The 22,230-nt window shown below is 58.7% G+C and carries 16 protein-coding genes and 1 pseudogene; 16 read left to right on the plus strand and 1 reads right to left on the minus strand.

Annotated features, from left to right (window positions below; translation table 11 throughout):
* Positions 1-50: 50 nt before the first annotated feature.
* The 11 genes from AAEZ08_RS00275 to htpG all read left to right on the plus strand — a co-directional run bounded on the left by AAEZ08_RS00275 (position 51) and on the right by htpG (position 14,896).
* Entirely contained in the window at positions 51-2,882 is a 2,832-nt protein-coding gene (locus AAEZ08_RS00275) for a 2-oxoglutarate dehydrogenase E1 component (RefSeq protein WP_058065959.1), read from the plus strand.
* Positions 2,883-2,952: 70 nt separating this feature from the next.
* Positions 2,953-4,179 carry a 2-oxoglutarate dehydrogenase complex dihydrolipoyllysine-residue succinyltransferase gene (gene odhB, locus AAEZ08_RS00280; protein ID WP_181066523.1) on the plus strand — a complete coding sequence of 409 codons (1,227 nt, stop codon included), beginning with the start codon at positions 2,953-2,955 and terminating at the stop codon, positions 4,177-4,179.
* Between the two features lie 95 nt (positions 4,180-4,274).
* A complete protein-coding gene (lpdA, locus tag AAEZ08_RS00285; protein ID WP_058065961.1) occupies positions 4,275-5,711 on the plus strand; it encodes a dihydrolipoyl dehydrogenase in 1,437 nt (478 codons plus the stop codon).
* Between the two features lie 192 nt (positions 5,712-5,903).
* Positions 5,904-7,070, plus strand: coding sequence for an ADP-forming succinate--CoA ligase subunit beta (gene sucC, locus AAEZ08_RS00290; RefSeq protein WP_003285437.1), 1,167 nt, complete (start codon positions 5,904-5,906; stop codon positions 7,068-7,070).
* A complete protein-coding gene (sucD, locus tag AAEZ08_RS00295) occupies positions 7,070-7,954 on the plus strand; it encodes a succinate--CoA ligase subunit alpha (protein WP_003285436.1) in 885 nt (294 codons plus the stop codon). The genes sucC and sucD overlap by 1 nt, the downstream gene beginning before the upstream one ends.
* A gap of 490 nt (positions 7,955-8,444) precedes the next feature.
* On the plus strand, positions 8,445-9,764 hold the full coding sequence (brnQ, locus tag AAEZ08_RS00300; RefSeq protein WP_003285435.1) for a branched-chain amino acid transport system II carrier protein: 1,320 nt from the start codon (positions 8,445-8,447) through the stop codon (positions 9,762-9,764).
* Positions 9,765-9,881: 117 nt separating this feature from the next.
* The gene (locus tag AAEZ08_RS00305) at positions 9,882-10,607 is read left to right on the plus strand and encodes a DUF599 domain-containing protein (RefSeq protein WP_003285433.1); all 726 of its coding nucleotides are present in this window, start codon (positions 9,882-9,884) and stop codon (positions 10,605-10,607) included.
* A 58-nt stretch (positions 10,608-10,665) separates the two neighbouring features.
* Positions 10,666-11,118, plus strand: coding sequence for a PaaI family thioesterase (locus tag AAEZ08_RS00310; RefSeq protein WP_058065962.1), 453 nt, complete (start codon positions 10,666-10,668; stop codon positions 11,116-11,118).
* Positions 11,115-11,558: a PaaI family thioesterase gene (locus AAEZ08_RS00315; protein WP_058065963.1), complete on the plus strand. Its 444-nt coding sequence runs from the start codon at positions 11,115-11,117 to the stop codon at positions 11,556-11,558. Before AAEZ08_RS00310 ends, AAEZ08_RS00315 begins: the two co-directional genes overlap by 4 nt.
* A gap of 69 nt (positions 11,559-11,627) precedes the next feature.
* Complete coding sequence (locus AAEZ08_RS00320) at positions 11,628-12,869, plus strand: MFS transporter (RefSeq protein WP_500123504.1); 1,242 nt, start codon at positions 11,628-11,630, stop codon at positions 12,867-12,869.
* A 122-nt stretch (positions 12,870-12,991) separates the two neighbouring features.
* Entirely contained in the window at positions 12,992-14,896 is a 1,905-nt protein-coding gene (gene htpG / locus AAEZ08_RS00325; protein ID WP_500123505.1) for a molecular chaperone HtpG, read from the plus strand.
* A gap of 66 nt (positions 14,897-14,962) precedes the next feature.
* Here the strand turns inward: htpG and AAEZ08_RS00330 are convergent, their stop codons facing one another.
* Entirely contained in the window at positions 14,963-15,397 is a 435-nt protein-coding gene (locus AAEZ08_RS00330; protein ID WP_500123506.1) for an OsmC family protein, read from the minus strand.
* Positions 15,398-15,636: 239 nt separating this feature from the next.
* On the opposite strand from AAEZ08_RS00330, the gene AAEZ08_RS00335 reads away from it, so the two are divergent.
* The 5 genes and pseudogenes from AAEZ08_RS00335 to sstT all read left to right on the plus strand — a co-directional run bounded on the left by AAEZ08_RS00335 (position 15,637) and on the right by sstT (position 22,171).
* Positions 15,637-16,662, plus strand: coding sequence for an amidohydrolase family protein (locus tag AAEZ08_RS00335; protein WP_003285424.1), 1,026 nt, complete (start codon positions 15,637-15,639; stop codon positions 16,660-16,662).
* Positions 16,663-16,728: 66 nt separating this feature from the next.
* Positions 16,729-17,196, plus strand: a complete 468-nt coding sequence (locus AAEZ08_RS00340; RefSeq protein ID WP_003285423.1) for a DUF3859 domain-containing protein — start codon at positions 16,729-16,731, stop codon at positions 17,194-17,196.
* Between the two features lie 173 nt (positions 17,197-17,369).
* A pseudogene (locus AAEZ08_RS00345) lies at positions 17,370-18,994 on the plus strand (methyl-accepting chemotaxis protein).
* Between the two features lie 141 nt (positions 18,995-19,135).
* Complete coding sequence (locus AAEZ08_RS00350) at positions 19,136-20,743, plus strand: methyl-accepting chemotaxis protein (RefSeq protein ID WP_500123507.1); 1,608 nt, start codon at positions 19,136-19,138, stop codon at positions 20,741-20,743.
* Positions 20,744-20,932: 189 nt separating this feature from the next.
* A complete protein-coding gene (gene sstT, locus AAEZ08_RS00355; RefSeq protein WP_500123508.1) occupies positions 20,933-22,171 on the plus strand; it encodes a serine/threonine transporter SstT in 1,239 nt (412 codons plus the stop codon).
* The last annotated feature ends 59 nt before the right edge of the window (positions 22,172-22,230 follow it).

The raw sequence follows: 22,230 nt of genomic DNA on the forward strand, positions 1-22,230 counted from the left end.
ATGCTGCGGTTTCCACGCTGGTGGTGTCTCCTTATCGAAGGTGACCAGACATGCAAGAAAGCGTAATGCAGCGCATGTGGGACAGTGCCCACCTATCCGGTGGTAACGCTGCCTATGTGGAAGAGCTTTTTGAGCTCTACCTGCACGATCCCAACGCTGTGCCCGAAGAGTGGCGCACTTATTTCCAGAAGTTGCCCTCCGGTGGCAGCGCTTCAGCCGATGTATCGCATTCGACGATTCGCGACCACTTCGTCCTGCTGGCCAAGAACCAGCGTCGTGCCCAGCCTGTTTCCGCAGGTAGCGTCAGCAGTGAGCACGAGAAGAAGCAGATCGAAGTTCTGCGCCTGATTCAGGCCTACCGAGTGCGCGGCCATCAGGCAGCACAGCTCGATCCGCTTGGTCTGCAGCAGCGTGCGATCCCCGCTGATCTGGCGATCAACAACTACGGTCTGACCGACGCCGATCTCGACACTGTGTTCCGTACGGCTGACCTGGCCATGGTCAACGGCCAGGCCACTTTGCGCGAAATCGTTAAGGCGCTGCAAGAAACCTATTGCCGCACCATTGGCGCTGAGTACATGCACATCGTCGACTCCGAGCAGCGCAGCTGGTTCGTCCAGCGCTTGGAAAGCGTGCGTGGTCGTCCCGATTTCTCACCTGAGATCAAGAGCCACCTGCTCGAGCGTCTTACCGCTGCCGAAGGTCTGGAAAAGTACTTGGGCACCAAGTACCCGGGTACCAAGCGTTTTGGTCTGGAAGGTGGCGAGAGCTTGATTCCGCTGCTCGACGAGATCATTCAGCGTTCCGGCTCCTACGGCACCAAGGAAATCGTCATCGGCATGGCCCACCGTGGCCGTCTGAACGTGCTGGTCAACACCTTCGGCAAGAATCCGCGCGACCTTTTCGACGAGTTCGAAGGCAAGAAGGTCGAAGGCCTGAGTTCGGGTGACGTCAAGTATCACCAGGGCTTCTCCTCTAACGTGATGACTCCGGGTGGCGAAATTCACCTGGCCATGGCGTTCAACCCGTCTCACCTCGAGATCGTTTCGCCGGTGGTCGAGGGTTCGGTACGTGCCCGTCAGGATCGTCGTTGCGATCCGATTGGCGACAAGGTGCTTCCAGTAACCATCCACGGTGATGCTGCTGTCGCCGGTCAGGGCGTGGTGATGGAAACCTTCCAGATGTCGCAGACTCGTGCGTACCGCACGGGTGGCACCATCCGTATCGTGGTCAACAACCAGGTCGGCTTCACTACCAACAAGCAGGAAGATGCTCGTTCTACCGAGTATGCGACCGATGTGGCGAAGATGATCCAGGCGCCGATCTTCCATGTGAACGCAGACGATCCCGAGGCGGTGCTGTTCGTCACCCAGCTTGCCGTCGACTATCGGATGCAGTTCAAGCGCGACATCGTAATCGATCTGATCTGCTACCGCCGTCGTGGCCACAACGAGGCGGACGAGCCGAGTGGTACCCAGCCGCTGATGTATCAGAAAATCGCTAAGCAGCGCACTACCCGTGAGCTGTATGCGGATTCTCTGATTCAAACCAGTGTGCTTGACGACGAGCGCGTTCAGGCGAAGATCGATGAGTACCGCACTGCACTCGACAACGGCCTGCACGTGGTCAAGAGTCTGGTGAAAGAGCCGAACAAGGAGCTCTTCGTCGACTGGCGTCCCTATCTGGGCCATGCCTGGACTGCCCGTCATGACACCAGCTTTGATCTGAAAACGCTGCAGGACCTGTCCAACAAGCTGCTGCAGACGCCGGATGGCTTTGTTGTGCAGCGCCAGGTCTCGAAGATTCTCGAAGATCGCCAGAAGATGGGCGCAGGCGCGCTGGCCATCAACTGGGGCTACGCAGAAGTCATGGCGTACGCCACCTTGCTCTTCGAAGGCCATCCTGTGCGTATCTCTGGTCAGGACGTAGGTCGCGGTACCTTCTCGCATCGCCATGCTGCGCTGCATAACCAGAAGGACGGCAACACCTACATCCCGCTGCAGCACCTCTATGAGGGTCAGCCGCGCTTCGATCTGTACGACTCCTTCCTCTCCGAGGAGGCGGTGCTGGCCTTCGAGTACGGCTATGCCACCACCATGCCCAACGCGCTCGTCGTGTGGGAAGCGCAGTTCGGTGACTTCGCCAACGGCGCCCAGGTGGTGATCGACCAGTTCATCACCAGCGGTGAGCATAAGTGGGGTCGCCTGTGCGGCTTGACGATGCTGTTGCCGCATGGCTACGAGGGGCAAGGCCCGGAGCACTCGTCCGCTCGCCTGGAGCGTTACCTTCAGCTGTGCGCCGAGCACAACATTCAGGTTTGCGTGCCGACGACTCCGGCGCAGGTCTACCATATGCTGCGTCGCCAGGCGATTCGCCCGCTGCGCAAGCCGCTGGTTGCGCTGACGCCCAAGTCGCTGTTGCGTCACAAGCTGGCGACCTCGACACTGGAAGAGCTCACCCAGGGTTCCTTCCAGACCGTTATCCCGGAAGTCGATTCCGTCGATCCGGCGAAGGTCGAGCGAGTGATCATGTGTAGCGGCAAGGTCTACTATGACCTGCTGGACAAGCGCCGTGCCGAGGGTCGTGAAGATATAGCCATCGTGCGTATCGAACAGCTCTATCCGTTCCCGGAAGAGGATCTGGCAGAGGCGCTCGCGCCTTACCAGAACCTCAAGCACATCGTCTGGTGTCAGGAAGAGCCGATGAACCAGGGCGCCTGGTATTGCAGCCAGCATCACATGCGTCGTGTGGCGACCGCGTTCAAGAAGGAACTGTTCCTTCAGTACGCAGGTCGTGATGCATCAGCGGCGCCGGCGGTCGGTTACGCTTCAATGCATGCCGAACAGCAGGAAAAACTGCTGCAGGACGCCTTCACTGTTTAACCCATTCGTGCAAGAGGCCGCGAAATCCGCGGCCTCGATGTAGAAACCGAATCAATAGGACCCCTGAATAATGGCTATCGAGATCAAAGCCCCTACATTCCCGGAATCGGTTGCCGACGGCACCGTTGCTACCTGGCACAAGCAGCCGGGCGATGCGGTTAAGCGCGATGAGCTGATTGTCGACATCGAAACCGACAAGGTGGTCATGGAAGTGCTCGCCGAAGCTGATGGCGTACTGACTGAGATCGTCAAGAACGAAGGCGACACCGTACTGAGCGGCGAGCTGCTCGGTAAGCTGGAAGCCGGCGCCACTGCAGCCGCCGCGCCTGCCCAGGCTGCTGCTGCACCGGCTCAAGCCGCTGCACCGGCCACTGCTGCAAGCGCAGCTGGCGAAGAGCCGATTCTGGCTCCGGCTGCTCGCAAGATGGCTGAAGAGAACGGTATCAATCCGAACAGCATCGCTGGCACCGGTAAAGATGGCCGCGTAACCAAGGAAGACGTGGTAGCTGCCATCGAGGCCAAGAAGTCCGCTCCGGCTGCTGCGGCCAAGCCTGCCGCACCGGCTGCCGCTGCACCGATTTTTGCCGAAGGTGATCGCGTCGAGAAGCGCGTCCCGATGACTCGCCTGCGCACCAAGGTTGCCGAGCGTCTGGTCGAAGCCCAATCGTCCATGGCCATGCTGACTACGTTCAACGAAGTCAACATGAAGCCGATCATGGAGCTGCGTGCCAAGTACAAGGATCTGTTCGAGAAGACCCACAATGGTGTCCGTCTGGGCTTCATGTCCTTCTTCGTCAAGGCCGCGGTCGAAGCGCTCAAGCGCCAGCCAGGTGTCAATGCTTCCATCGATGGCAATGACATCGTTTACCACGGTTATCAGGATATCGGCGTAGCCGTGTCCAGCGACCGTGGCCTGGTGGTCCCTGTGCTGCGCAATGCCGAGCACATGAGCCTCGCCGAAATCGAAGGTGGTATCAACGAGTACGGCAAGAAGGCCAAAGCCGGCAAGCTGACCATCGAGGAAATGACTGGCGGTACCTTCACTATTTCCAACGGTGGTGTATTCGGTTCGCTGCTGTCGACTCCGATCGTCAACCCGCCGCAGACCGCCATCCTCGGTATGCACAAGATTCAGGAACGTCCGATGGCCGTTAACGGTCAAGTGGTCATCCTGCCGATGATGTACCTGGCATTGTCCTATGACCATCGCTTGATCGACGGCAAGGAAGCAGTAACCTTCCTGGTTACCATGAAGGACCTGCTGGAAGACCCGGCCCGTCTGCTGCTGGATATCTGATAGAAACGCCACAAGCTGCAGCTGGCAGGTCAGGCGAAAGCCGGCCGTGCTGCCTGCAGCTTTTGGCTTTTAGCTGCTTTTAAAGAGGATTCGTAATGAGCCAGAAATTCGACGTCGTCGTCATCGGTGCCGGCCCTGGCGGCTATGTAGCCGCCATTCGTGCAGCCCAGCTGGGTCTGAAGACCGCGTGTATCGAAAAGTACCAGGGCAAGGATGGTAAGACCGCGCTTGGCGGCACCTGCCTCAACGTAGGTTGCATTCCTTCCAAGGCGCTGCTGGACAGCTCCTACAAGTTCCACGAAGCCCATGAGAGCTTCAAGGTCCATGGCATCAGCACTGGCGAAGTGGCTATGGACGTTCCGACCATGGTTGCGCGCAAGGACCAGATCGTTAAGAACCTTACCGGCGGTGTCTCGGCACTGCTGAAGGCCAACGGTGTGACCGTCTTCGAAGGTCACGGCAAGCTGCTCGCTGGCAAGCAGGTCGAAGTGACCGGTCTGGACGGCAATGTTCAGACATTGGCTGCCGAGAACGTGATCCTGGCCTCCGGTTCCACCCCGGTGAACATCCCGCCGGCGCCAGTCGATCAGAATGTGATCGTCGACTCTACTGGAGCTTTGGATTTCCAAAGCGTTCCGGGCAAGCTGGGCGTTATCGGTGCTGGCGTGATCGGTCTGGAGCTAGGCTCGGTCTGGGCACGTCTGGGCGCTGAAGTGACTGTCATCGAAGCCATGGACAAGTTCCTGCCGGCTGCCGATGAGCAGATCTCCAAGGAAGCGTTCAAGATTCTTTCCAAGCAGGGCCTGAAGATCCTGCTGGGGGCACGTCTGACCGGCTCGGAAGTGAAGGGCGATCAAGTGACCGTCAACTTCACCAGCGCTGAAGGCGATCAGCAGATGACCTTCGACAAGCTGATCGTTGCTGTCGGTCGTCGCCCGGTCACTTCCGAGCTGCTGGCTGCGGATACCGGCGTCGACATGGACGAGCGCGGTTTCATCTTCGTCGATGATTATTGCGCGACCAGCGTGCCGGGCGTTTATGCCATCGGTGATGTGGTTCGTGGCGCAATGCTGGCCCACAAGGCCTCGGAAGAGGGCGTGATGGTTGCCGAGCGTATCGCCGGCCACAAGAGCCAGATGAACTATGACCTGATTCCTTCGGTCATTTACACTCACCCGGAAATTGCATGGGTCGGCAAGTCCGAGCAGGCACTGAAGGCTGAAGGCGTTGAGATCAACGTCGGTACCTTCCCGTTCGCGGCCAGTGGTCGCGCCATGGCTGCCAACGATACTGCCGGCTTGGTCAAGGTTATCGCCGATGCCAAGACCGACCGCGTGCTGGGTGTGCATGTAATGGGCCCAAGCGCAGCCGAGTTGGTTCAGCAGGGCGCCATCGGTATGGAGTTCGGTACCAGTGCCGAAGACCTGGGCATGATGGTGTTCTCGCACCCGACGATGTCCGAAGCGCTGCATGAAGCGGCTCTGGCAGTGAATGGCCACGCCATTCACATCGCCAATCGCAAGAAGCGCTAATCGGAATCGTGCTGTACCCGGGCCCGACGTATCTGCGGATACGCCGGGCCTTTTGCAAACTGCAGATTCGAAAGGGATTGCAGGTCGCTGAGAGGTATCGTGAATTCGCGGATAGTTTTCAGCGACTTGTGAGGGGGCACGGCGATCCGTCGTGCCGTAAATGCGCCAATACCAAACCAGACGGTAGAAAGCATGAATCTTCACGAGTACCAAGGTAAACAACTGTTCGCTGAATACGGTCTGCCCGTTTCCAAGGGTTACGCCGTAGACAGCCCGAAAGAGGCAGCGGAAGCCTGCGACAAGATTGGCGGAACCCAATGGGTCGTCAAAGCCCAGGTTCACGCCGGTGGTCGCGGCAAGGCCGGTGGCGTCAAGCTGGTCCGCAGCAAGGATGAAGCCCGGGCGTTTGCCCAGCAGTGGCTCGACAAGCGTCTGGTCACATACCAGACGGATGCTAATGGTCAGCCGGTTAGCAAGATTCTCGTCGAGGCGTGCACCGATATCGAGAAGGAGCTCTATCTGGGCGCCGTCGTTGATCGCGCCAGTCAGCGAGTGGTGTTCATGGCCTCCACCGAGGGTGGCGTGGACATCGAGAAGGTCGCTCACGACACCCCCGAGAAAATCCTCAAGGCCACCATCGATCCGCTAGTGGGGGCTCAGCCCTTCCAGGCGCGCGAGCTGGCATTCCAGCTGGGTCTGAAGGGCGATCAGGTCAAGCAGTTCGTCCATATCTTCGTCGGCCTTGCCCAGCTGTTCCAGGACTACGATCTGGCGTTGCTGGAGGTGAACCCGCTGGTGATCAAGACCGACGGCAACCTGCACTGCCTGGATGCCAAGATCAATATCGACAGTAACGCGATCTACCGCCAGCCCAAGCTTCGCGACATGGCTGACCCGTCCCAGGATGACCCGCGCGAGGCCCACGCGGCTAAGTGGGAGCTGAACTACGTAGCGCTCGACGGCAATATTGGCTGCATGGTCAATGGTGCCGGCCTGGCGATGGGCACGATGGATATCGTCAACCTGCATGGCGGCGCGCCGGCAAACTTCCTCGATGTGGGCGGTGGCGCCACCGAGGAACGAGTGACCGAAGCGTTCAAGATCATTCTTTCCGATAGTAACGTTGCCGCTGTTCTGGTGAACATCTTCGGCGGCATCGTGCGTTGCGACATGATTGCCGAGGGCATCATCGGGGCAGTGCGCGAAGTGGGCGTAAAAGTACCCGTGGTTGTCCGTCTGGAAGGCAACAACGCCGATCTGGGCGCCAAGATGCTGAGCGAAAGCGGTCTGAACATCATCGGCGCGAGCAGCCTGACCGATGCGGCCATTCAGGTTGTCAAAGCCGCGGAGGGCAAGTAATGAGCGTATTGATCAACAAGGACACCAAGGTAATCTGCCAAGGATTCACAGGCTCGCAGGGCACCTTCCACTCCGAGCAGGCCATTGCCTATGGCACCAAGATGGTCGGCGGCGTTACGCCAGGCAAGGGTGGCACCATGCACCTGGGTCTGCCGGTATTCAATACCGTCCGTGAGGCGGTTGAGACTACCGGTGCCGATGCATCGGTAATCTACGTACCAGCGCCGTTCTGCAAGGACTCCATTCTCGAAGCGGCCTTTGGTGGTATCAAGCTGATCGTCTGCATCACCGAAGGTATCCCGACGCTGGATATGCTTGAGGTGAAAATCAAGTGTGATGAGCTGGGTGTGCGTCTGATCGGGCCTAACTGCCCAGGCGTGATCACACCAGGCGAGTGCAAGATTGGGATTCAGCCTGGTCACATTCATCTGCCAGGCAAAGTCGGTATCGTTTCCCGCTCCGGCACCCTGACCTATGAGGCCGTCAAGCAGACGACCGATGCGGGTTTCGGTCAGTCGACGTGCGTCGGCATCGGTGGCGATCCGATCCCGGGTTCGACCTTCATCGACATCCTCAAGCTGTTCCAGGACGACCCGCAGACCGAGGCCATCGTGATGATCGGCGAAATCGGCGGCTCGGCGGAAGAGGAGGCTGCTGCCTTCATCAAGGCCAACGTCACCAAGCCGGTGGTTTCCTATATCGCGGGCGTTACCGCCCCGGCGGGCAAGCGGATGGGGCACGCGGGCGCGATCATTTCTGGCGGAAAAGGCACTGCGGATGAGAAATTCGCAGCCCTGCAGGACGCTGGCGTGAAGACCGTTCGCTCCCTAGCCGATATCGGTAAGGCCTTGGCGGAAGTGACTGGCTGGGAGGCAAAGGCCTAATCAGCCTGCCTGAGAGAGGCCCGGTAACCTCCGGGCTTTTCGGGCGCCCACCTTGTTATGTGGGCGCCTACCTGGTCTTGTTGCAAGACGGCCTCGCAGATCCGGTCAGCCGTGTCGGCGGGGGCGCTTTGGCGTTACGCCCTTGTAGCGTTAACGAACCGACTTGCAGCATGCGCTCTACATCGTTAGTCGCGTGATAGTTGCCCTGAACATCCAGAGCGACACTTTTCGCAGATTAAGCCGACGTTCCAATCGGCATCCATGACTGCATCGTGGCATCATTGCCGCTCATTCATACGTTTGTTCGGTCCAAAAGATCGATGACGTGCAACGAAGGATTCGGCCCAACCGGCTGAATGACGTTTCCCCTTATCCCCGAAGGAAACCCGTATTCCCATCATTCAGGCCCGTGTGAACTGCTGACCCGTCGTGCTCCTGACGTGTGCGTCGCATTCATTTATGCCGTTATCCATTTGGTAGTTTTCCCCGCATGAATCGTTTGAAAGGTTTTGACCTGCTAGCCCTTGGCTTCATGACGTTTGCGCTGTTTCTCGGCGCGGGCAATATCATTTTTCCACCCAGCGCCGGAATGGCAGCCGGCGAGCTTGTATGGCATGCGGCGCTCGGCTTCTTGCTGACCGGTGTTGGTCTGCCGCTGCTGACGGTGGTTGCGTTAGCGCGGGTTGGTGGCGGGATGGATCGCCTCACCGCACCGCTTGGCAAAGTTGCAGGCACGGGGTTGGCGGTCGCAGTCTATCTGGCTATCGGCCCGCTATTCGCTACTCCGCGTACGGCCGTCGTTTCGTTCGAAATGGGCATCGCGCCGTTCAGTGGCAATTCTGGAACGCCACTGTTCATCTACACGCTGGTGTTCTTCGCGGCCATGTTGTTTCTGGTACTGAATCCGGGGCAGTTGGTCAATCGTATCGGCAAGTTCATTACCCCGGTGTTGTTGGCTGCACTGTTGGTGCTTGGTGGCGCGGCAATCTTCGCACCCGCGGGCGAGGTAGGGGTTGCCACCGAGGGCTATCGCGCTTCTCCATTGATCAAGGGCTTCCTAGAAGGCTATTTGACTATGGACACCCTCGGTGCGCTGGTCTTCGGGATCGTGATCGCCACGGCAATCCGTGACCGCGGCGTAACCGAACCAGCCCTGGTGACCCGCTACTCGATGATTGCCGGCGTAATCGCTGCTATCGGGTTGTCGCTGGTTTATCTGGCGTTGTTCTACCTCGGTGCAAGCAGCCAGGGCATTGCTGCCGGTGCCGAGAACGGCGTGCAGATTCTGACTACTTATGTGCAGCACACGTTCGGCACACCGGGCAGTCTGCTGCTGGCAGTGGTCATCACGCTGGCCTGTTTGACGACCGCGGTAGGTCTGACGACCGCCTGTGGCGAGTTCTTCAGCGGGCTGCTGCCGGTTTCGTATCGCACCGTCGTGATCGTTTTTGCGCTGTTCAGCCTGTTGGTCGCCAATCAGGGCCTTACTCAGTTGATCAGCGTGTCGGTGCCGGTATTGGTTGGTCTGTACCCGCTGGCAATCGTACTGGTTGCGCTGAGCTTGCTGGATCGCTTCTGGGTATCGCCGTCGCGGGTGTTCATGCCGGTGATGGCGGTTACGCTGATCTTCGGAGTTGTCGATGGCCTTGCTGCCGCGGGCTTCAGTGATTGGGTTCCTACATTGTTCACGCAATTGCCGTTGGCGGATCAGAGCATGGGCTGGCTGGTCCCCGTTTTGGTGATGCTGGTCTTGGCCGTCGCCACGGATCGCCTGCTAGGTCGCGCCGAGCATATGCAGCGGCAGGCTTGAGGAACCATTGCGCTGCGTCGAGGTAGATGATTGATCTTCGGCGCAGCGCTATTGTCGTGCGACAGTCATGGCAGCACGGCGCTGGCTATAATCTCGCGAGTTTTCCGAGGGCGTGCCATGACGTTATCCGACCCAACCTTGCCGCATTTGATCGCCGTATTCTGGTTCGTTGTCTGCTGGGCCGGCTACACCCGCTATGCCAGCTGGCGCGGGCGTGACACAGCCTGTCTGGCGAGTGTGCTGCACCTGTATCGCCAGGATTGGATGCAGCGCCTGCTGATGCGTGACAACCGCATTGCCGACGCTAACGTGATCGGCAATCTGGAGCGAAATGCATCGTTCTTTGCGTCCAGCACGCTGATCATTCTCGCCGGTATTCTGACTGCCTTGGGCGCGTCTGACCGGGCGGTTTCACTTCTTGCTGACCTGCCGTTCGCGCAACCGGTCAGTCGCGGTCTTTCTGAAGTCAAACTGCTGTGTCTGGCTGTCGTCTTCGTGTACGCGTTCTTCACATTCAGCTGGTGCATGCGCCAATACAACTTTGCCGCAGTACTGGTTGCGTCTGCACCGATGGTAGGAGAGCGCAACGTCAGTGATCAGGAGCGCAGAGCCTTCGCTGAGCGCGCTGCGCAAGTCATCTCCATGGCGGCAAACCAGTTCAACTTCGGCCTGCGTGCTTATTATTTCGGGATGGCGACGCTGTCCTGGTTCGTGCATCCCTGGTTCTTCATGGTTGTCACCACTGGCGTGGTGTTGATTCTCTATCGCCGCGAATTCCACTCCGACGTGCTTGAGGTGATGGTATTCACGCCAACTTCTCCGGTCGAGGCGCCCAAAGAGTAGGGGCGTACATGGCAAAGCGGTATCATGCCCGGCTTGATTCAGTCCCCCGAGAAATCGAATGAGCGATAGCCAGATACTCGAGCGCACCCAGCGTTTCCTGTCTTTCCTGCGGCATTGCCAGGTGCTTGGTTTGAGTGTGGAGCACGCGGATAGCCGGGGGCTCACATTGCGCCTTCCGTACAGCGAGAAAATAGTCGGCAACCCGGAAACGGGCGGCGTACATGGCGGCGCGATCACTACGCTCATGGACACCACGTGTGGCATCTCTACCGCATGCGCCTTGCCGGAACTTGAAGTTTGTCCGACGCTCGATCTGCGTATTGATTACATGCACCCAGCCGAGGCTGGACACGATATCTTTGGCTTCGCCGAGTGTTACCGCGTCACGCCGACTGTCATATTCACTCGCGGCGTTGCATATCAGCGCGACATCAATGAACCCATCGCTCACGTAGTGGGTACCTTCATGCGCATGGGCAAGAGCGGTCCTGGTAGGGAGGGCGGAGTATGAGCGACCTCAACCTGAATGACCTGGTCCAACAAGCCCATGCCAGCAACGATTACGACTCGCTGATCAAGCTGGTGCCATATGCCAAACTGATCGGAATTGAGTGCCTGCGCCTCGGTGACGAAATGGTGTTTCGTCTGCCACAGAACGAGGACAACATCGGCAATCCGTTACCGGCCATTCATGGTGGCGTGATTGCGGGCTTCATGGAGCACGCAGCCCTTTTACACCTGCTGATGTTCATGGGGGCCCCACATTTGCCCAAAATCATCGACTTCTCGATAGATTATCTACGCGCCGGTCACTATCGTGACACCTTTGCCGCCTGTCAGGTCTGGCGCCAGGGTCGTAGGGTCGCCAATGTGGCGATTACCGCCTGGCAGACCCATCAGGCCGAGCCCATCGCTACTGCCCGCTGCCATTTCAAGATCGACGAGCCCTGATGCATTCGTCCGGGCGGCCGCGTAGCGATGCGCGCCGGCGGCCCTGTGCGATAGCGTTAAGGAACTCGAATGGAAGCACTGTTGATCCTCGGCGGCTTGCTGCTGATCTTTGCCGGTTTGATCTGGCTGATCAGCCAGGCATTTTCCACCAGCTTGCTATGGGGGCTGGGCAGTTTGCTGCCACCGCTGACACTGGCATTCGTGTTCAGCCATTGGCGTACGGCACGCAAGGCGCTGATTCTCTCCTGTCTGGGTGTCATTCCTCTCATTGTGGGTCTGTCGTTGCTGGCCAGCCGCGACGCAGAGCGGCTGGAAGCAATTTTCAGCCTGGGTTGGCTGCCGACTCAGGTGCAACCGGACCTGGCGATGGGCGTTCGCGGAAAGCTAAATGGGCGCAGGTTTGCACCGCAACAAGGCGAGGTGATCAACGGTGTGCTCACGTTGCGCGAAGGCCAGGGTTTTTTTGCCCGTCAGGAAGTGACTATCCGTCTGCGACAGCCCTCGGAGGGCGCGCTGCGTGTGGATGTACTTCCCGAGGATGACGCTGGAGCCTTGCCTGAGGTTGAAATCGCCTGGCTGAGCCACGATCAGGAATTGCCCGAGACGCGTCGCCTCGATCGTGGGTACACCTTGCATCTGGACCTGCAACCCGTTGCGCCAAATAAGCTGCGAGGCGATTTCCATCTTGTCTTGCCGCCGCAGTATGAGACCAGCCTCACTGGCGTCATCGAGCTCTATACCGATCGGCTGCGCTATCTCGGTGGTGATGTTGATCGCCGGCACGACTCGCGGGACACCGTGGCCTACGTGATCGAGGATTACTTACAGCGCAGACATGCCAATCGTAATGTCGCCCTGCACTCGATGCCCCCAGTAACGCTGCCTGCTGACGAGCTGGAGGTAGAAGTCCAAGCGCAGGTTAAGGGCGAGCTGCAAACCTTCATCTTGCGCCTAGAAAAGAGCGAGCAGGGCTGGCACGTCATAGGTGACGAGTATCCACAACTTGCCACACAGGATGCGGAGCCGATCGCCCCGAGCGACACCGTGGAGGCTGCAGCTGCAAAAGTGCCTCAGAGCACGCTCGATCGGCGTTTGCGCTTTTCGATGGAGCAGGTGCTGCGTAACCCGGAGCGTTACCAGCAACTGCTGATGCGTGCGCATACCGAGCGCGGCGGTGTCGCACAAGGACGTTTTGCTGGCCTCGATAGTGAAGGCAACCTGATCATCAGGCGGGTCATCCGCGGCCCCGGCGAAGCTACCTACAATCTGGCTCCGGGCGAGATCGTGCTGCTCGAACTAATCGAACCCTGAGTCGCTCCGGCCGAGGCAGTGCTTGCGTTGGCCGCCCTTGAAATTCATGGTCGTGCCCCCATCTGCCAGACATCGCCGCAGTCGCGGTCCGTGCCATTACGCTGATGTGGAGTTAGTAGACGATGAGTGTGGAGACTCAAAAAGAAACCCTGGGCTTCCAGACCGAAGTGAAGCAGCTGCTTCACCTGATGATTCATTCGCTGTATTCCAACAAGGAAATCTTCCTGCGGGAGCTGATTTCCAATGCCTCCGATGCAGCCGACAAACTGCGTTTCGAAGCGCTGGCCAATCCGCAGCTGCTTGAAGGTGGTGCGGACCTGAAGATTCGCCTCAGCTTCGACAAGGACGCCAAGACCGTTACGCTCGAAGACAACGGCATCGGCATGAACCGCGACGACGTGATCGCGCATCTCGGAACCATCGCCAAGTCCGGCACCGCAGATTTCCTGAAGAATCTCTCTGGTGATCAGAAGAAGGATTCGCACCTGATCGGTCAGTTTGGTGTGGGCTTCTATTCAGCTTTCATCGTCGCGGACAAAGTCGATGTCTACAGCCGCCGCGCCGGTACGCCGGTCAATGAGGGCGTTCACTGGTCCTCCAAGGGCGAAGGCGAATTCGAAGTCGCTACCATTGAAAAAGCTGAACGTGGCACCCGTATCGTTCTGCACTTGAAGAGCGATGAGGAAGAATTCGCCGATGGTTGGCGCCTGCGCAATATCGTCAAAAAATACTCTGACCACATCGCGCTGCCGATCGAACTGCCGAAAGAGGCCCACGGTGAGGAAGCGGATCAGCCGGCCGAGCAGGAGTGGGAAACGGTCAACCGCGCCAGCGCCTTGTGGACTCGTCCGCGTACCGAGGTGAAGGACGAGGAGTATCAGGAGTTCTACAAGCACGTCGCCCACGACTTCGACAATCCGCTGTCCTGGAGCCACAACAAGGTCGAAGGCAAGCTCGAGTACACCTCGCTGCTCTATGTGCCAGGCCGTGCGCCGTTCGATCTGTATCACCGCGAGGCACCGAAGGGGCTCAAGCTCTACGTGCAGCGTGTATTCATCATGGATCAGGCCGACGAATTCCTGCCGCTTTACCTGCGCTTTATCAAGGGTGTGGTGGATTCCAACGACCTGTCGCTCAACGTATCCCGTGAAATCCTGCAGAAGGATCCGGTCATCGACTCGATGAAGTCGGCGTTGACCAAGCGCGTGCTGGATATGCTGGAGAAGCTGGCCAAGGACAAGCCCGAGGACTACAAGAAGTTCTGGTCGCAGTTTGGTCAGGTACTCAAGGAAGGTCCGGCGGAAGATTTCGCCAACAAGGAGAAGATTGCTGGCTTGCTGCGTTTCGCATCCACCAGCGATGCGTCCGGTGAGCAGTCGGTATCGCTGGCCGACTACCTGTCGCGCATGAAGGAAGGGCAGGACAAGGTTTACTACCTCACGGGCGAAAGCTACGCGCAGGTCAAGAACAGCCCGCACCTGGAGGTGTTCCGCAAGAAGGGCATCGAGGTACTGCTGCTCACCGACCGCATCGATGAGTGGCTGATGAGCTACCTCACTGATTTCGATGGCAAGCAGCTCGCCGACGTTGCTCGTGGCGATCTGGATCTGGGCAAGCTGGACTCCGAAGAGGACAAGAAGGCTCAGGAGGAGGTCGCCAAGGCCAAGGAAGGGCTGGTGGAGCGCCTGAAGGGTGCCCTGGGTGACGAGGTCGCCGAGGTTCGGGTGTCCCATCGTCTGACTGATTCGCCGGCCATCCTCGCAATCGGCGAGCAGGACCTGGGCCTACAGATGCGGCAGATACTGGAGGCAAGCGGGCAGAAGGTGCCGGAGTCCAAGCCGATTTTCGAAATCAACCCGCAGCACCCGTTGATCGAGAAGCTGGATGCTGAGCCGGATGAAGATCGCTTCACGGATCTTTCGCACATCCTGTTTGACCAGGCCGCACTGGCCGCCGGCGACAGCCTGAAGGACCCGGCAGCTTACGTGCAGCGGCTAAACAAGCTTTTGGTTGAGCTATCGGCCTGATCCATAGCTGCAATGCGCAAACGCAAACGGCCCGTCAGTGACGGGCCGTTTGCGTTTCGGTGTGTCTCAAAGCAACACGCTGACGAGCCGAGTGCCATGGGTGAGATTGTCAGCCACAGGACAGCGCTGCTCGATCAGCGCCAGCATCGCCTGCTTGCCGGCTCGATCCAAATCGGCGTCTATGTCCACCTTTATGCGCAACTCCTGAAAGCCTGGTCGTACAGCAGGATCGCGACCGAGCAAGCCCGCCGGGTCGTAATCTGCTTCGATCTCGAAACGCATGCCACGTAGTTCGATCTTCTGTTGGTGGGCGATGAAGCGGCCGATAGTTCCGAAGCAGCCGGCTACGGCGGCCAGAATGGCCTCCAGCGGGGTGGGGCCAAGGTCCTGACCTGCAGCGCTCTTTGGTTGATCCATGACCAGGCGATGATTGCCGCACTCGACTTCGATAGTCATCCCTGCGTTCATCTTTCCGCATGCGCTGATGGTTTTCATTGTCATGTGGTTCTTCCTTTGCTGGGGCAGAGCGCTTTCGAAGCGTGGCTGGTAACTCGGCGTGATCGTGTTGCGCCGATACTAGAGGCGCGCCCACCTAGAGGCTTTGACTCTAATCAAAATACAGTGGGGAGTATGTTGAGCGTTGCCGACTGTCAGCTGCGCTCCATTGACCCCATGCTTACTAAAGATGAACGGTCATCCGTAGCAGGGGTCTATTCCGCTGGCCGTCAGGAGGACCTGCTTTGTACATTCCGAAATTGCTTTCCCTATCCGTGCTCTTGGTGCTGTCGCAGTTTGCTGCAGCTGAAGGACGCGATTACCGCTATAGCGATGCGCATCTGCATTACGTGGATTTTTTCCAGGAAACCGACGGCATGCAGAAGTTGCTCGATGCGATGGACGCTGGTGGTATCGATCATGTGATGATCAGTGGCATCCCCGTCGCGAAGAAATGGCACGAGAACGAGCCCAAGCGCCCGCGTTACTACGCGGGTGACGATGCGCCGGTCTATTGGTATAGCGCTACCGACGTGCTGGTCGCTGCGGCGCTGGAAGAGCTGGATGAGGAGCAGCGCAAGCGGTTCCATCCGTTCCTTTCCGGATTCAACCCCAATGACAAGAATGCCGATGCGCATATCCGCCGCATGCTCGAGCTGCATCCTGGTCTTTGGCAAGGCTTGGGCGAGATATTCACGCGCCATGACGACGTTACAGCGCTGACCGAAGGTGACACGCCGCGAGCCAACAACGAAGCGCTGGCGAGGGTCTATCACCTGGCGGCTGAATTCGATCTGCCGGTGATGCTGCACTCGAACATCACCTCCAAACGTGAGCGCAATCCGCTTTATCTGGTCGAGCTGGAAGAGCCGCTGCGCAACCATCCGCATACGCGTTTCATCTGGGCTCACGCCGGTACCAGCATGGAATTGCATCGGCACCAGGAGAAGCTGACCTTCCTGCACGAGACGGTTAGCCGGTTGCTAGACGATTATCCCAATCTGTACATCGACTTATCGTGGACGATGCTCAAGCCCTATCTACTGGACGAGCAGGGCCGTCCTGACTCCAAGTGGGTGGCGCTTGTGGCGCGGCATCCGACGCGCTTTGTGATCGGTTCCGATGTCGTGGGGCGCTTCAATAATCTCGCGGTTGGGATGAAGGCGTTCGAGCCCTTCCTCGATGCGCTTCCCGAGGCGGTCGCGCGCGGCGTGGCACGGGACAATTTCCTCGCACTGTTGCCAGCCAAGCGCCAGGCTGTTGTGCGCTGATCGTCACGGTTTTGTCATGGTCGAGTCATAACCTGCCGGCTTCTCAAGCTTTAAGGAGCAGGTTCCATGTCGTTACCTCGTTTTGTCTTGGTCGCCTTTGTGTTCGGAATGAGTGCGCCCTTGGTGCATGCCCAGGTCGAAGTCGTCGGCGCGGTGGAATACGGTGTGTTCGAAACGCTGAAAGAGGACTTTCAACCTGGCGAGCGCGTGCTCTCGCGGCGCGATCAGCCAATGCGGCAGACCACCGAGGTGCCGGCGCGACTTGGTAGTAAGTTCGGCTTACGCTATCGCCTGGCCGGGAAACGGGAAGTGGACACACCCCTTACTCTCTTGTACCTGACGCCAGGGGTGGTGACTCCTGATGGGCAGCGCCATGACAAATTCGAAGTCGTGCAGAGTCTGATGCCGGGCGTGGAAAGCGACGTGATGGCGTTCGAGTTCACTGAGCCTCATGAGGTGGTCGCGGGCGAGTGGCGTCTGATGGTCTTTCAGGGTGACCGCAAGTTGGCTGAGCAAACTTTTGAGGTGAGATAAAAATGATGGCCACTTTCGCGCGCTGTGATGGCCATTCGGGCCGTTAGTCGGTGAAAGCTGCGAGTAGGGCAATTACTTGACGCCAGCGTTCAAGTGAGAGGACAGACCTTCCGATAACGGAACAAGTCACGGTTTGTGGCGCCGTTTCATTTTTTCATGGAGAAGGTAGTCCCATGGCTATTCGTACAATCACCATCGGTAAACGTTCCGCAGTCGGCTTCGGCCTGATTGGCCTGCTCGTACTCTTCCTTGGCCTGTTCGCCCTGAGCCAAATGGCTAACATGCGCAAAGAGAGCAGGGAAGTCGACGAGAACTGGCTGCCAAGTATCATGGCAGTCAGCGATCTAAATGTGTCCGTGATGCGTATCCGCGCGCTTACCTTGCGCATGGCTCTGGCCGAAGACCCACAGATTGTACGAAGCACCACCGAGCGCCTGACTCAGCTGCGCGCCGCTGTGGCCGAACGCGACGCCCAATATGCGAAGCTGTTGACCACCGCAGAAGAGAAAGCGACCTATCAACGTTACAAACAGGCATTCGACCAGTATCTGCCGCTGCAGCAGAGAGTCGCCGAGCATGTAGGCAGGGGGGAGCGTGATCAAGCGGTTGCGATCATCAACGGCGCGATCAATGAGCACGCCGACAACGTCACTGGTTCCTTGAACGAGCTTCAGCGCATCAATAGCGACGAGGCAGGTCGGGCTGCCGATCGTGCATCAAGCCAGTACGACACCGCCTTTGGGTGGGTGATGGCGACCTTGGTGTTTGCAGCCGCTACCACGGTAACGCTTGCTTGGGTGTTCACCCGAAGCGTCGTCGGTCCGCTGGGGATGGCGGTGTCTGTAGCCGAGCGCATCGCAGGCGGCGATCTGACCGGTGATTTCGCCATCGAAGGCAAGGACGAGCCTGCTCGCCTGTTGACCTCACTCAAAGTCATGCAGGGCAGCTTGCGAGGGACCATTCAGAGCATCGCTGAGTCGTCAAATCAGCTAGCCTCGGCAGCCGAAGAGCTTAATGCGGTCACCGAGGACTCAACGCGTGGGCTACATCAGCAAAGCAACGAGATCGAGCAAGCTGCAGCTGCCGTAAACGAGATGACCGCAGCAGTGGACGAAGTGGCGCGTAACGCGGTTGCAACCTCGGAAGCTTCGCAGGATTCCAACGACACCGCCCTGCGCGGGCGCAAGCAGGTGATGCAGACGGTTGAGTCCATCAACTTGCTGGCTAGCGACGTGACCAATACCGCCAGTGAGGTGGAGCATCTGGCAGGCCAGGTGCGGGACATCAGTAAGGTACTGGAAGTAATTCGCTCCATTGCCGAACAAACCAACTTACTGGCGCTGAATGCGGCAATCGAAGCCGCGCGGGCAGGCGATGCCGGCGAGGATTTGCGGTGGTGGCGGATGAGGTACGTGCCTTGGCGCATCGTACTCAGCACTCTACAGGCGAGATCGAGCAGATGATCGGTAGTGTTCACCAGGGCACCGACAAGGCCGTGAGTGCGATGCATATCAGCAATGAACGTGCCCGTACGACGCTGGAAATGGCCCGCGCCGCTGGGGATGCGCTTGACGGCATTACATCGGCCATCAGCCAGATCAGCGAACGCAACCTGGTAATCGCCAGCGCGTCGGAGGAGCAGGCGCAAGTCGCGCGTGAGGTGGATCGTAACCTGGTCAATATTCGTGATCTGTCGCTGCAATCGTCGGCTGGCGCTAACCAGACCAGTGCGGCGAGCCAGGAGCTGGCGCGACTGGCGATCGGGCTGAATGAGTTGGTCGGCAAGTTTCAGGTTTAGAGTGGTCGGCACTAATAGCCTGAATCGGATAGATTTTCGTTTGCGATAAATATATTTAAGGTTGTCTGTCAAGTCTTTAATGACCTCACCCGATATACGGTTATATCCCGTAGTCATGTGAGGTCATTTATCTTCAGGCAAATGAGAATCGCGTTAAGAGCCGGTTTGGGTTTTGGGTTAGTGGCTATGCTGGTCTTTTTACTAGGCGCGTACGCTCTGATCCAGGTTTCCGCGATGGAGGACGATGCCGAGAAAGTTGATCAGCAATTGTTGCCAACGATTCAGCTGCTTGGTCAGGTCAATCAAGAATTTTTAACGATCCGTGCGGCAACCTTGCGCTTGCTGATCAGTGAGCCAGCCGAGATCCGTAAGGGGGCGGATACGCTTGGCGGTCTCCGAAAAGCGCTAGCACGGGAGCGCCAGGAGCTGGATCGTCTGATCGACGGTGCCGAAGGTAAAGCGCTACTGGCAAGTTTTGATCAGTCACTGACACGCTATGAAAACTACCAGCAACAAATCATCGAGCTTGCCCTGCAGGGGCGCGTTAATGACGCGATCGAAATTACCAAAGGCGAGTTGAACGGGCATGCGAGTAGCACTTCGCAATCGATACATAGCCTTATCGACTTGAACCGCAAAGCCGCAGATGCTGCTAGCGATCACGCCCTGGAGGTGGCCGCCGGAGCATTTCAGGGTGTCGTCGTTGCGATGGTCCTGGCATTTGTCGCCACTATCGTTTTGGCGATGTTGCTTACACGCAGCATAGTGCAGCCACTGGCAGAAGCTGTAGGTGTCGCGGAAGTCATTGCTGGTGGCGACCTTACTAGGAATATTCACGTGATAGGCAGTGACGAGCCTGCTCGCCTCCTCACGGCGCTGCAAGCTATGCAGCAGAGTCTCCGTGAAACTATCCAGGGTATCTCCGACTCTTCCAATCAGCTTGCTTCTGCGGCAGAAGAGCTCAATGTCGTCACAGAAGACTCGACGCGGGGTCTGCATCAGCAGAATCATGAGATCGAGCAGGCCGCTACGGCAGTCAATGAGATGACCACGGCCGTAGACGAGGTTGCGCGCAACGCGGTCGCGACTTCCGAGGCCTCACGAGAATCTGACGAGACGGCCCAACATGGTCGTCAGCAGGTTATTAGGACAGTGGATTCGATCGGGCTGCTCGCAGGAGATGTGACCCAGACTGCCTCGGAGGTCGAGAGACTGGCTGGCCAAGTGCGCGATATCAGCAAGGTGCTGGACGTGATCCGCTCGATTGCTGAGCAAACTAACCTGCTGGCACTGAATGCCGCCATCGAGGCCGCGCGGGCAGGGGATGCAGGGCGTGGTTTTGCGGTAGTAGCCGACGAGGTGCGGGCACTGGCGCACCGAACCCAGCAGTCGACCCAGGAGATTGAGCAGATGATTGGTGATGTACACCTGGGGACCGACAAGGCCGTACATGCCATGCAGCTGAGCAACGAGCGCGCCAGGAGCACGCTGGAACTGGCGCGCGCTGCTGGAGAGGCGCTCGATGGAATTGCCACGGCGATCAGCCAGATCAGCGAACGCAACCTGGTAATCGCCAGTGCGTCGGAGGAGCAGGCGCAAGTCGCGCGTGAGGTGGATCGTAACCTGGTCAATATTCGTGATCTGTCGCTGCAATCGTCGGCTGGCGCTAACCAGACCAGCGCGGCGAGCCAGGAACTGGCTCGGCTCGCGATTGACCTGAACAGCCTCGTAGCGCGCTTCCAGGTCTGATTTTTTGATCGCAGAGGCGCCGCAAAGGCGTCTTATTGCAGGGGAACGCTGCGACTAACCGCCATCTTTTCGCCTTGCCGTGACAGTGCGGCGCTGGGCATGGGCGAGCGAGCGGCGTACCATCCGGCGTTTTTCCATGGCAGGAACGGCCTGTATAGGGCCGTTCTTTCCAAGCTGCGAGATGCGCCTATGTCCGATGTGCCTCGATTCATCCGCTTCATCAGCCGCACCAGCCTCGTTGCCCAGATCGTCGTCGGCCTGGTCGCCGGGGCATTGTTGGCTCTGCTCCTACCCGCCGCAGCCAAATCGGTCGCGCTTCTGGGCGATCTGTTCGTGCAGGCACTCAAGGCGGTGGCGCCAATTCTGGTATTCGTCCTTGTGACCTCTTCGCTGGCCAATCACAAGCGCGGACAGCCAACCCACATCCGGCCCATCATCCTGCTTTACGCGCTTGGCACACTGAGTGCTGCGGCCGTTGCGGTGCTGGCGAGCTTCATGTTTCCAACCACGCTTACGCTGGTCAGTGGCGCTGCCGATGTAACTCCGCCTTCCGGCGTGGGGGCGGTATTGCAGACGCTATTGTTCAATATCGCTGACAATCCGGTCCGGGCACTACTGAACGGTAACTTCATCGGCATCCTGGCGTGGGCCATCGGACTTGGCTTTGCCTTTCGACACGCACGGGAAAGCACTCGGCACTTGATAAGTGACCTGTCCGACGGTGTCACCTTGATCGTTAAGGTGGTAATCCGCTTCGCTCCGTTGGGCGTTTTCGGATTGGTGGCCGGCACCCTTGCCGATTCAGGTTTTGATGTGCTGCTGGGCTATGCGCGGCTGCTGCTGGTACTGGTGGGCGCCATGCTGTTCATGGCGCTGGTGATGAACCCGCTGATCGTGTTCTGGCAGATTCGCCGCAATCCCTATCCGCTGGTGTTCACCTGCTTGCGCGAGAGCGGCATAACGGCCTTCTTCACCCGCAGTTCGGCCGCCAACATTCCGGTGAACATGCAGCTGTGTCAGCGTCTCGGGCTGCACAAGGACACCTACTCGGTTTCCATCCCGCTGGGCGCGACCATCAACATGGGCGGTGCGGCGATCACCATCACGGTGCTGACCCTGGCTGCGGTCAATACCCTCGGCATTCAGGTGGATATCGCCACGGCGGTGCTGCTGAGCCTGTTGGCGGCGGTCTGCGCTTGCGGTGCCTCGGGTGTGGCCGGTGGCTCGTTACTGCTGATTCCGCTGGCCTGCAGTCTGTTTGGCATCTCCAACGACCTGGCGATGCAGGTGGTGGCGGTCGGCTTCATCATCGGCGTGGTGCAGGACTCGGCAGAAACCGCGCTGAACTCGTCGACTGACGTGCTGTTCACTGCGGCCTCCTGTATCGCCCATGGCGATATCGACGAGGGTGCTGAGCGGCGCGTCTGAATCAACTGATCGCGGAAACAAGAACGGCGCCCTAGGGCGCCGTTCTCATGTGTCGCTTG

Source organism: Pseudomonas sp. E45-MNA-CIBAN-0222 (assembly GCF_040310405.1).
Taxonomy (GTDB): Bacteria; Pseudomonadota; Gammaproteobacteria; order Pseudomonadales; family Pseudomonadaceae; genus Stutzerimonas; species Stutzerimonas stutzeri_AC.